This window comes from Ruegeria sp. SAZD013 (assembly GCF_059612525.1).
Map to the genome: position 1 here is coordinate 19040 of NZ_JBXWQT010000041.1, position 9894 is coordinate 28933.

The following is a 9894-nucleotide window of genomic DNA, read 5'->3' on the forward strand; positions in this document are numbered from 1 at the left end:
GCCATCCTACTGGTTTGCTGAAAAGGTGCGTAGATGGGATTTAGCTTCCAATGCAGAACTTGTGGTGAGCGTCACGAGGGCCTTCCCAGTTTCGGACCTGATGCTCCTTTAAACTATGCAGTTCTTTGTGAAGAAGTTCAAAATGCCCGTGCTGAATTGGGGACGGATGACTGCATAATTGACAACGAGTACTTTTTCGTAAGAGGCAGGCTTGAAGTGCCCATCATAGATCAGTCCGAACCGTTTGTATGGTTGGTATGGTGTTCACTGAGCAGAGATAGCTATGAGCAATGGCGGGATGTGTTTAATCTGGAGCAACGGTCAAACATTGGTCCATTCTTTGGGTGGCTAAATGTGCGACTCCCATTCTACGAAGATACGGTAAACCTCGCGACGTCAGTTCATCTGAGAGACAATGGTCTCAGGCCGCTAGTTGAGGTCCACGAGGCGACGAATAAGCTTTACCTTGATCAACACAACGGAATTTCAGCGGCAGAGGTGGAAGCAATGGTTCACGACCTCTTGCATCCACCAAACTAGTAAGCTGCTTTACTGATCTCGTTGAGCAATGCTTCATGCTGCTCCAAATACGCCCGCCGTACTTCAACCGGCGGGCGTAACGTGATCTCCAATCCCTCCATCACCGCTTTATCCGGGCGACCAAAGAATTTCGTCGCCTCGGCCTCGGAAAAGCCTGCGATCTGCGTCGCCTCCATCCAGGCGCTGATCTTGTCGGCCTTTTTGATCTGCCGTTTCACCGTTTTCGGCACTTCAGCGGGCAGGCCGAACCGGATGTGGATCGCCGCCGCCAACCGGTCATCCAGCGCGCCGTAACCGGGGCCCACGGCGGATTTGACCGGCGAAATCATGTCGCCGATCACGTATTCCGGCGCATCATGTAACAGGGCTGCCAGCCGCCATTTGACGGGTGTCTTGGGCGCAATTCTTCCGAAGAGTTCCTCAACCAATAGGGAATGCTCGGCCACGGAATAGGCGAAATCGCCGCGTGTCTGCCCGTTCCAACGTGCCACAAAAGCAAGCCCATGCGCGATATCTTCGATCTCGATATCCACCGGGGTCGGGTCCAGCAGATCCAGCCGACGCCCCGATAACATGCGCTGCCATGCCCTGGGTTGTGTTGCCATTTTGCTATGCCTCGCCTGACCGGACGCGATTGCGCCATATTTTTGTGCTATGATGTACCTGTCTGGATCACTTGCTGCCAACAGTTTCTTGAGCATTTGTGCTTTGAAACGGCGCGCCATGATCCCGACATCAAAACCGAGGGGGGCACATGCTTCTCCCGGTGTGCTCCTCTCGACCGTGAAACGCGAATCGATAGGAGTTTGTCATGTTCAAGCGTTTACTCGCCATTGCCCTGACCTTTGGAATGGCCGCGACCGCCCCACCAGCCTTTGCCCGGAGTTGTGCAGAGCGCGGCGACATCGTCACCAAATTGCAGGAAAACTATGCCGAGGAATTGGCCTTTGGCGGCCTGCAAAAGACGCGCGACGCGCAGTCTGTGATGGAGGTGTGGGCCTCGAAGGAAACGGGTAGCTATACCGTTTTGGTAACCAATGCGAACGGAATCAGTTGTATTGTTGCCGTTGGCACCGATTTTTTTGAAGCGATACCAAAGATAAAAATCGAAGGCACGCCAAGCTGAAAGCGGCCACCAAGCTTCCGGTAACAGTCTTCAAAGTTGCCACCTGCCCCAAGGAGTGCTAGGGGCAGCCGGGACTGTGATTTACCGAAAATGGAGCGCCAGATGGCCGTGGACTATATCGTTAAAGACATTTCGCTGGCCGGGTTCGGCCGCAAGGAATTGGACATTGCCGAAACCGAGATGCCGGGCTTGATGTCCCTGCGTACGGAATATGGGGAAAGCAAACCTCTGACAGGTGCGCGTATCGTTGGATCGCTGCACATGACTATCCAGACAGCTGTTCTGATTGAAACGCTGGTTGCGCTGGGCGCGGATGTGCGCTGGGCGTCGTGCAACATCTTCTCGACCCAGGACCATGCAGCAGCCGCGATTGCCGAGGCAGGCATTCCCGTTTTCGCCATCAAGGGTCAAACGCTGGAAGAGCATTGGGATTATCTGGATAAATCCTTCTTGTTCGAAGACGGCCCGAACATGATCCTCGACGATGGTGGCGACGCGACCCTGTACATCCTGCTGGGTGCACGTGCGGAAGCGGGCGAAGACATCATCCCAGTTCCGGGTTCGGAAGAGGAAGAGGTGATCAAGAAGCAGATCGCCAAGCGCATGGCGGCAAGCCCCGGCTGGTTCACCAAGATGCGTGACCAGATCCAAGGCGTTTCCGAGGAAACCACCACCGGCGTGAACCGCCTGTATCAACTGGTGAAAGACGGCCACCTGCCCTTCCCGGCGATCAACGTGAATGACTCGGTCACAAAGTCGAAATTCGACAATAAATACGGCTGTAAGGAATCGCTGGTTGACGGTATTCGCCGCGCCACCGACACAATGATGGCCGGTAAGGTTGCCGTGGTTTGCGGCTATGGCGACGTCGGCAAGGGCTCAGCCGCCAGCTTGCGTGGCGCGGGTGCGCGCGTGAAGGTGACCGAAGTTGACCCGATCTGCGCGCTGCAGGCTGCGATGGATGGGTTCGAAGTAACCCTGCTGGAAGACGAAGTTGCCAGCGCGGATATCTTCATCACCACCACCGGCAACAAGGACGTGATCCGCATCGAGCATATGCGCGAGATGAAGGACATGGCCATCGTCGGCAATATCGGGCACTTCGACAACGAGATTCAGGTGGCCAGCCTGAAGAACCACAAGTGGACCAATATCAAGGAGCAGGTGGACATGATCGAGATGCCTTCGGGCAACCGTCTGATCCTGCTGTCTGAAGGCCGCCTTCTCAATCTTGGCAACGCCACAGGTCACCCGTCTTTTGTGATGTCGGCCTCGTTCACCAACCAGGTTCTGGCACAGATCGAGCTGTTCACCAAAGGTGATCAGTACGAGAACAAGGTCTACATCCTGCCCAAGCATCTGGACGAGAAGGTCGCCCGCCTGCATCTGGATCGCATCGGCGTGAAGCTGACGAAGCTGGATGCGGATCAGGCCGCGTACATCGGTGTCAAACCAGAAGGTCCATACAAGCCGGAACACTACCGCTACTGATTGTCGTCTGACGATGACACAGAATAACGGACGCCGCCGGTTTCTTTACTCGGCGGCGTTCTTTGTTTTCAGGGTTCTGGTTGTGGTGATCGTGCTGGGTGGCGGCGGCTGGGTGCTGTTGGCGCATCCAAAGACACCGGTGCCATCTCACTGGAACCCATTGCACGACCTTAAAGTCAGCGCGCCGGTCACGCCGGTCACCAGGTATCAACTGAACCGGGCCTTGGCGGATGAAACCCAGTGTCGGGCTACATTGACCGAAGCGGGCGTTCATTTCGAGGCGATGGAGGATCTGGCCATTGATCAGAGCTGTGGCATTGCCTCACGGGGCCTTCTGACCCGGCTGGCCACTTCGCACATCGAAGCCGTTGAAACCAGTTGCGCCACAACATTGCGGCTGACGATGTGGGAACACCATGTCGTTCAGCCGGCCGCGTACGAACTGCTTGGAACCGGCATTGCCCGATTGCGCCATGTCGGAAGCTACAATTGCAGGCGCATGCGCACCCTACGAGGTGAAAACAACGGATGGAGCAGCCATGCCCGTGCGGACTCGATCGATATCATCGGTGTGGAGACGACCGATGGCCGCGTGCTGACCCTGTTAAATGATTGGCAGGGTACCGGACCCGAACCCGCATTTATGCGGCAAACCTGGCGAGGCGCGTGCGGCTGGTTTCGAGTGGTTCTAGGCCCGGACTTCAATCACTTGCACGCGGATCATTTTCACCTGCAAGGTTCTGGTTGGGGGTATTGCAGATAGGTCTTGCATCCCGTGCATTCCAGCCTTCGTTAAGGGGGAGGAAACGCAATATTTTATCCTTTTGGGCTGACCTGTGACACGTCTAGTCTCGGCTATCGGTGATTGGTGCCGGATTAACGGATAAAGGAGATTGGGACATGGGCAAGCGCGACGAGTTGATAGCCAAATACGCTGAAGATCTGAAAAACAAATGCGGAATAAGCCCCGATATGGATCTGCTGACCAAGGTCACAATCGGTTGCGGCCCGGCGATTTATGACGCAGATGCGGCAACTGTTGCAGCCAGCCAGGCGCCCGAGTTGGAAACCGTCAAGAACAACTTCCTGATCAAGAAACTGGGCCTGTCAGATGGTCCCGAGCTGATGGCAGCGATCAACAAAGCCATGGAAACTTATGGCATGTCCGAGCGCAACAAATACCGCGCCGTGGTCTATTACATGCTGACCAAGCATTTCGGGAAAGAAGCTGTTTACGGCTGATCTAACCGCGCAATCCTGAAACGCCTGTCGTCTTTCCGGCAGGCGTTTCGTATTTGAGTTGTTTTTTAAGGACTTGGCGTTTGAAACGCTGCGCGCGGTTGGGCTAAGGTCAATCCGTGACCAGGACGGTCAGAACCAGATATTTCCATACGCGTGTGGTGAATAGGGAGCACGCGGGGGTAGGGAAGGTTCTGTATCGTCAGAGCCTTCCCTCATTACTCATCTGAACTCTTTAAGAATACGCGCGATGAGGTTTTCTGCTCTGTCAGGTTGAACGGTTGAATTGTCGTCCGCATTTCCGCCGCTGCCTTCCAGATAAACCTCGATCCGCCCCGGGCGCGTCTTGCTGCCCGAGCTTGTGAAGTCCCGTGAAATACCCCCCAGTGCATCGGCGGCCATCGCGGCGTTTTCGGCGTCATCGGGGTGATAAAACCGGACCTGGGTTTCTCTGACCCGGTATCCCACCCGAGCTGTTGCCACCACTGTTGCCTGACCTCGGACAAGCAGTTCCAACGCCCGGTTGCTGGTCTCTTGCGAAACTCTCGACGGTACAAAAAGCGAGACCTCAAGATCAATGATCGGCGTCACAAGAAGCGGTTTCACCTCGGCGTAGGGCGGGTTGGCGGGTGTGTCGATCTCTTGCGGAATGGGATCATTGGTTATCTGTGATATCTGCGATAATCCGCCCTTGTTCAGCGGATTGGGATTGCGAAGTCGTGGTTCATACCAGGCAGGAATCGCGGCTTGAATGTCTGAGGCGGTCGCGGCGGCCAACGTGGGTTCCATCCGGGCAGGAATGAAAATCTTGGGCGGTGTTAAGGAAATCTCCGGCTTCTCCGTTACCGCTTCGGGATTCGGGCCGGTTGCAAACTCGCTTTCCGGCATGACAGTGTTTTCCAGTTCCTGGGAAAGGGTTGCACTGGATTGATCCAAAACAACCGGATCGACTGACTCGCTATTTGGCTTGTCCAAGGGTTCGCTGACGTCAGCGGGTATTGAGAGAGGCTCAGGCTCAGGGGGCCCTGAAACCAACAGATCCTCTGGTATAGGGGCGTCTTTCGGGTCCGGCAGGCTGGTGGCTGCGGCCTCAGGCGGTTCTTCGGGGGCCAGAAAGGTTTCAGAAAGCGCATTCAGAACGGCCTGATCTTCTGCGTCTGCGGTTGGCCAGTCATCTAAAAGATTTGCAATGACCCATTGCAAGGCGGCCCCGCACAAAAGGGCAACCAGTACTAACGCGACCCGAGTTTTCCGTTTTTTTCTGACGCGTGGCTTGTCCAGATTTAGCGAGCGGACCCGTTCGGAAACGATCTGCTCAGTATCTGTATCGTCCGGTGGGGGCAGAACGTCCGATTGCGCAGAGGTCGAAGCAGGTTCTTTCAGCGCCTCTTCTTGCGCCCCCGCAAGCACCGACGCGCGCTTCTCCCGCGCCTCTTTCAGGCGCGCTTCCCAGGTTCTCGTGCTTTTCGCAGCAACGGTGTTATCGAGTGTCCCGTTGCCGTTTTCAGTGTCAGACACGGGGTTCAAACTTTCAAAACATATCGAATTTATCCGAACAACACCAAGCGGTTACGATCAGAGCAATCATAACCTTCAGGTCCCTACCCGGCGTAGCCCTTGGAAACATAACACCTTGCCGGGCGTTTGAGAAGTTTTGCACCTTGTACAGGACGGCAGGTCAATCCGGCTGCGTTTCACCCAAGGCGCAGATCGCCTTCCATTGATCGTCAGTTACCGGCTGCACCGATAAACGAGAGTTTTTCACCAACACCATTTCGGCAAGCCGTTCGTCGGCCTTGATCTGGTCCAGTGTCACGGGTTTGGAAAAGGACCGGACGGCCTTGATATCCACGCATTCCCAGCGCTCATCATCGGTGGAATTGTCGGGATGTACCTCGGCGCATACCTCGACAATACCAACAACTGACTTGTCCTTTTGAGAGTGGTAGAAGAACCCCCAATCCCCAATGGCCATCTGACGCATGAAATTGCGCGCCTGATAGTTGCGCACACCGTCCCATTCCTCGCCCGTGTCCCCCTTGGCCATTTGCTGTTCCCAGCTCCAGGTCGAAGGTTCGGACTTGAAAAGCCAATATGCCATCAGCCGATCACCTTTTTCCAGGGAATCAGTTCAACCGACTGGAACAATCCAGCCTTCGCATAGGGGTCATTATCTGCCCAGTTTTGCGCAGCAGCCAGATCTTCGACGTCGAGCACAACCAGCGAACCGATCATGGCGTCGCCATCCAACAGCGGCCCTGCCTGCGATACAACACCCGTTTCTTCGATATAGGCCAGATGGGCCGCGCGATTGTCCAACCGGGTTTGCAGTGCCCCGGCTTTGTCACGGGCGATGAGTGCGATCAGCATGTTATTCCTCCTTGAGTGGGCGATTGAGCAGGTTTTGGATGGCCTCGGTCACACTGTAGGCACCATGGCTCAGATCCGCCACCGTTGTACTGATGGGCATGTCCAGCCCTTCCTTGACGGCAATCTCTGACATGGCGCGCGCGGTGGCGACGCCTTCGACGGTAGTATGTTGGTCAAATGGTTGGTTCAGACCCAAACTAAGGCCAAAACGGTAGTTTCGGGACAGCTCTGAGGAACAGGTCAACACCAGATCTCCAAGCCCGGACAAGCCCATCAGAGTGTCAGGACGCGCGCCACGCAGGGCGGCAAAGCGCTGCATTTCCGCAAAACCGCGAGTCATCAACGCGGCCCGGGCGCTGTCCCCCAGCCCCGCGCCGATTGCTGCGCCGCAACCGATGGCTATGATGTTCTTCAGCGCCCCGCCAAGTTCAGCACCTATGGTGTCAGTGGTCCGATAGAGGCGCAGGTTCGCAGTGGCCAGCTCGGTCTGCAATGTTTTGCCAAGATTCGTATCACCGCAAGCCAGCGTTAACGCAGTGGGCAAACCGCGCGCTATGTCATCAGCAAAACTGGGTCCTGTCAGCAAAGCGATCGGGGCGTCAGGGACAACATCCCTGATGACCGCAACGGGCCCGAGGCCAGAATCCAACTCTATCCCCTTACAGCAAGCGACCAGTATCTTGCCGTGCAGCACCGGGGCGCGATCTTGCAAGGCGCTGCGCAATTGCTGCATAGGAACGGCCAAAAGCAGAATGTCAGCCTTCGACGCCTCAGCGATATTTGCGGTTACGGCGATGTTCGTGCGTAAGGAAACACCAGGCAGCCTGGTGGAGTTTTCGCGCGTCTCATGCATCTGCCGCGCCTGATCGGCGTTTCTGGACCACAGCGTTACTGGCCCGTTGCCTGATAGCGAGATTGCCAAAGCGGTACCAAACGCGCCGGATCCCAGGACAGATACGTTCATGCCTTGGCCCCTTTCTTACCGCTGCCCAGCATTGCCGGGCTGCGTTGATCGAGCGGCCAGCGGGGGCGGGCAGTCAGGTCCAGACCGTCGCGCGCGCCGGTGCGAAAGCGTTCAAGGCCCGCATAGGCAATCATCGCGGCATTGTCTGTGCACAAAGCCAGCGGAGGTGCCGTAAACCGGGCACTTTGCTGCGCGCAAACAGACTCTAACGCTGCCCGAATGGCCGAGTTTGCAGCCACCCCACCTGCAACCGCGACAACGGGATCAGCAGGGTTGTGATCAAGATACAGATCAATCGCGCGGCGGGTTTTCTCGGCCAATGTGTCCACTGTGGCCTGCTGGAATCCTGCGCACAGATCAGCTCGGTCCTGACGGGTCAGCCCACCCTTGTCGGCCACGATTTGGTCGCGCATCCGCATAAGCGCCGTCTTAAGGCCCGAAAAAGACAAGTCACAGCCGGGCCGGTCCAGCAGTGGCCTGGGAAAACGGAACCGCTGGGGATTGCCATCACGGGCCTCAGCCTCGACAGACGGGCCGCCGGGTTGCGGCAGGCCCAGCAGGCGAGCGGTCTTGTCAAAGGCTTCCCCAGGTGCGTCGTCGATTGTACCGCCCAGGCGAGTAAACTGCTCGGGGTTATTGGCGATCAGGTATTGGCAATGGCCGCCCGACACCAGAAGCATGAGGTAAGGGAAGGCGATGCCGTCCGTCAGGCGGGGTGTCAGGGCGTGACCGGCAAGATGATTGACGCCAATCAGCGGCAAGCCCGTGGCGGCGCTCAACCCTTTGGCGCACATGACACCGGACATGACCCCTCCGATCAGACCGGGCCCGGCGGTGACGGCAATAGCGTCCATGTCGCGCAGCGACAGACCGGCGGCCTCCAGTGCCTGCATGACACAGACATCCAGCTTTTCGGCATGCGCACGGGCCGCAATCTCGGGCACGACACCGCCAAAGGCGCTGTGCAGATCGGTTTGACCGCGCACCACAGAAGACAGGATCTCGGCTTTGGCACCTTCGGTCTGGCGCACGACAGCTGCGGCTGTGTCGTCACAGCTGCTTTCCAAACCCAATACGGTAAGTGTTTGCACCATCACCCTGATCCGTTGCATCATGTATATACGGCGGGGTATCACCCTGCGCGGATGCAAACAATCCTGAAGGGTCAAGGCGCCACACGTTGTTTTTGTTGATGACCCGCCCTCGCTCCGCCTCGGAAAGGTTTGTCGAGCAGTTGCCAACCCGCGTCAGATCTCGGGTACAGGCCCTCTATTCGCCGATAATGGAAATCCGGCCACTGCCAGTTGCGGTGGATACCAAAGGTGTAAAAGGATTGATCTTTACATCGGCCAATGCGGTAAATGCGGCGGTTTCGAAAGGTGTTGACCGCACTCTGCCGGCCTATTGCGTGGGGCCCGCAACAACCGGTACCGCGAAAGGGTATGGGTGGCAGGCCAAGATGGTCGGAACCACGGCAGAAGAATTGGTTGGGCATCTGCTCAAGCATCGGCCCAAAAGCCCGCTTTTGCACCTGCGGGGTGAACATACACGGGGTAATATCGCTGGCCGCCTGACCGAATCTGGTCTGACCGTTCGGGAACAGCCAGTCTATCAGCAGCGGTTGTTGCCGCTAACACCCGAGGCCACCGAGGCCGCCGAAGGAAATCTGCCGATAATTGCTCCGCTTTTCTCGCCGCGCACGGCGCGACATTTTGCCGATATCTGGGCCGGATCAGCCCCCCTTTGGCTGGTTGCGATCAGCCAGGCTACGGCTGATCCCCTTTATTCTTTGGACTATGAGCACCTGAAGATTGCAAAACATCCGACACCGAAGAAAATGCGTAAAGCTGTTAAAAAGCTTGTGAAACATGTGTTGCGGGTTGAGGGTGGCGAGGTCCCCGATTAACTTAACCTGGGCTGTTATTCATCTGAATTTGGATTCGATAAGGGGAATATTGCGGTGGCTGGTAAGAAGAAATCCGATCAAAAGCCGGTGGAACCCCTCCTAGCAGATGATGCAGTTGAAACTGATCTGCGGCAGGAAGATACGCCTGTTGACCCGGCTGAACCTGTAGAAGAAGACCTGTCCGAAGCCGAAGCCGAAGCCGAAGCCGAAGCCGAAGCCGAAGCCGAAGCCGAAGCCGAAGCCGAAGCCGAAGCCGAA

13 protein-coding genes are annotated in these 9894 nt (G+C 56.7%); 7 read left to right on the forward strand and 6 right to left on the reverse strand.

Annotation, left to right across the window (positions count from 1 at the left end):
- Positions 1-33 precede the first annotated feature (33 nt).
- Positions 34-540, forward strand: a complete 507-nt coding sequence (locus AC2FLU_RS20355; protein ID WP_496808478.1) for a DUF2199 domain-containing protein — start codon at positions 34-36, stop codon at positions 538-540.
- Here the strand turns inward: AC2FLU_RS20355 and AC2FLU_RS20360 are convergent.
- Positions 537-1145, reverse strand: coding sequence for an HD domain-containing protein (locus AC2FLU_RS20360; RefSeq protein WP_496808479.1), 609 nt, complete (start codon positions 1143-1145; stop codon positions 537-539). The genes AC2FLU_RS20355 and AC2FLU_RS20360 overlap by 4 nt on opposite strands.
- A 206-nt stretch (positions 1146-1351) precedes the next feature.
- Between AC2FLU_RS20360 and AC2FLU_RS20365 the strand changes: the two genes are divergently transcribed.
- From AC2FLU_RS20365 to AC2FLU_RS20380, 4 genes are all read left to right on the forward strand, one after another.
- The gene (locus AC2FLU_RS20365) at positions 1352-1666 is read left to right on the forward strand and encodes a hypothetical protein (protein ID WP_496808480.1); all 315 of its coding nucleotides are present in this window, start codon (positions 1352-1354) and stop codon (positions 1664-1666) included.
- Between the two features lie 102 nt (positions 1667-1768).
- On the forward strand, positions 1769-3157 hold the full coding sequence (gene ahcY, locus AC2FLU_RS20370) for an adenosylhomocysteinase (protein ID WP_480555974.1): 1389 nt from the start codon (positions 1769-1771) through the stop codon (positions 3155-3157).
- Between the two features lie 13 nt (positions 3158-3170).
- Positions 3171-3920, forward strand: a complete 750-nt coding sequence (locus tag AC2FLU_RS20375) for an extensin-like domain-containing protein (protein ID WP_496808481.1) — start codon at positions 3171-3173, stop codon at positions 3918-3920.
- 137 nt (positions 3921-4057) lie between these two features.
- Entirely contained in the window at positions 4058-4399 is a 342-nt protein-coding gene (locus AC2FLU_RS20380) for a DUF2853 family protein (protein WP_480521340.1), read from the forward strand.
- Positions 4400-4618: 219 nt separating this feature from the next.
- On the opposite strand, the gene AC2FLU_RS20385 is transcribed toward AC2FLU_RS20380, so the two are convergent.
- The 5 genes from AC2FLU_RS20385 to tsaD form a co-directional block, all read right to left on the reverse strand.
- Entirely contained in the window at positions 4619-5914 is a 1296-nt protein-coding gene (locus tag AC2FLU_RS20385; protein WP_480521342.1) for a hypothetical protein, read from the reverse strand.
- Between the two features lie 160 nt (positions 5915-6074).
- On the reverse strand, positions 6075-6497 hold the full coding sequence (locus AC2FLU_RS20390) for an EVE domain-containing protein (RefSeq protein ID WP_496714596.1): 423 nt from the start codon (positions 6495-6497) through the stop codon (positions 6075-6077).
- Positions 6497-6766 carry a YciI family protein gene (locus tag AC2FLU_RS20395; protein WP_480482615.1) on the reverse strand — a complete coding sequence of 90 codons (270 nt, stop codon included), beginning with the start codon at positions 6764-6766 and terminating at the stop codon, positions 6497-6499. Before AC2FLU_RS20395 ends, AC2FLU_RS20390 begins: the two co-directional genes overlap by 1 nt.
- Position 6767: 1 nt before the next feature.
- Positions 6768-7730, reverse strand: coding sequence for an NAD(P)H-dependent glycerol-3-phosphate dehydrogenase (locus AC2FLU_RS20400; RefSeq protein WP_496714597.1), 963 nt, complete (start codon positions 7728-7730; stop codon positions 6768-6770).
- The gene (gene tsaD, locus AC2FLU_RS20405; RefSeq protein ID WP_496812102.1) at positions 7727-8824 is read right to left on the reverse strand and encodes a tRNA (adenosine(37)-N6)-threonylcarbamoyltransferase complex transferase subunit TsaD; all 1098 of its coding nucleotides are present in this window, start codon (positions 8822-8824) and stop codon (positions 7727-7729) included. Before tsaD ends, AC2FLU_RS20400 begins: the two co-directional genes overlap by 4 nt.
- A gap of 98 nt (positions 8825-8922) precedes the next feature.
- Here tsaD and AC2FLU_RS20410 point away from each other — a divergent pair, with 98 nt between their 5' ends.
- Complete coding sequence (locus AC2FLU_RS20410; protein ID WP_480474456.1) at positions 8923-9636, forward strand: uroporphyrinogen-III synthase; 714 nt, start codon at positions 8923-8925, stop codon at positions 9634-9636.
- Between the two features lie 54 nt (positions 9637-9690).
- Positions 9691-9894: hypothetical protein (locus tag AC2FLU_RS20415; RefSeq protein WP_496812103.1), on the forward strand; the 204-nt coding region annotated here is incomplete at its 3' end.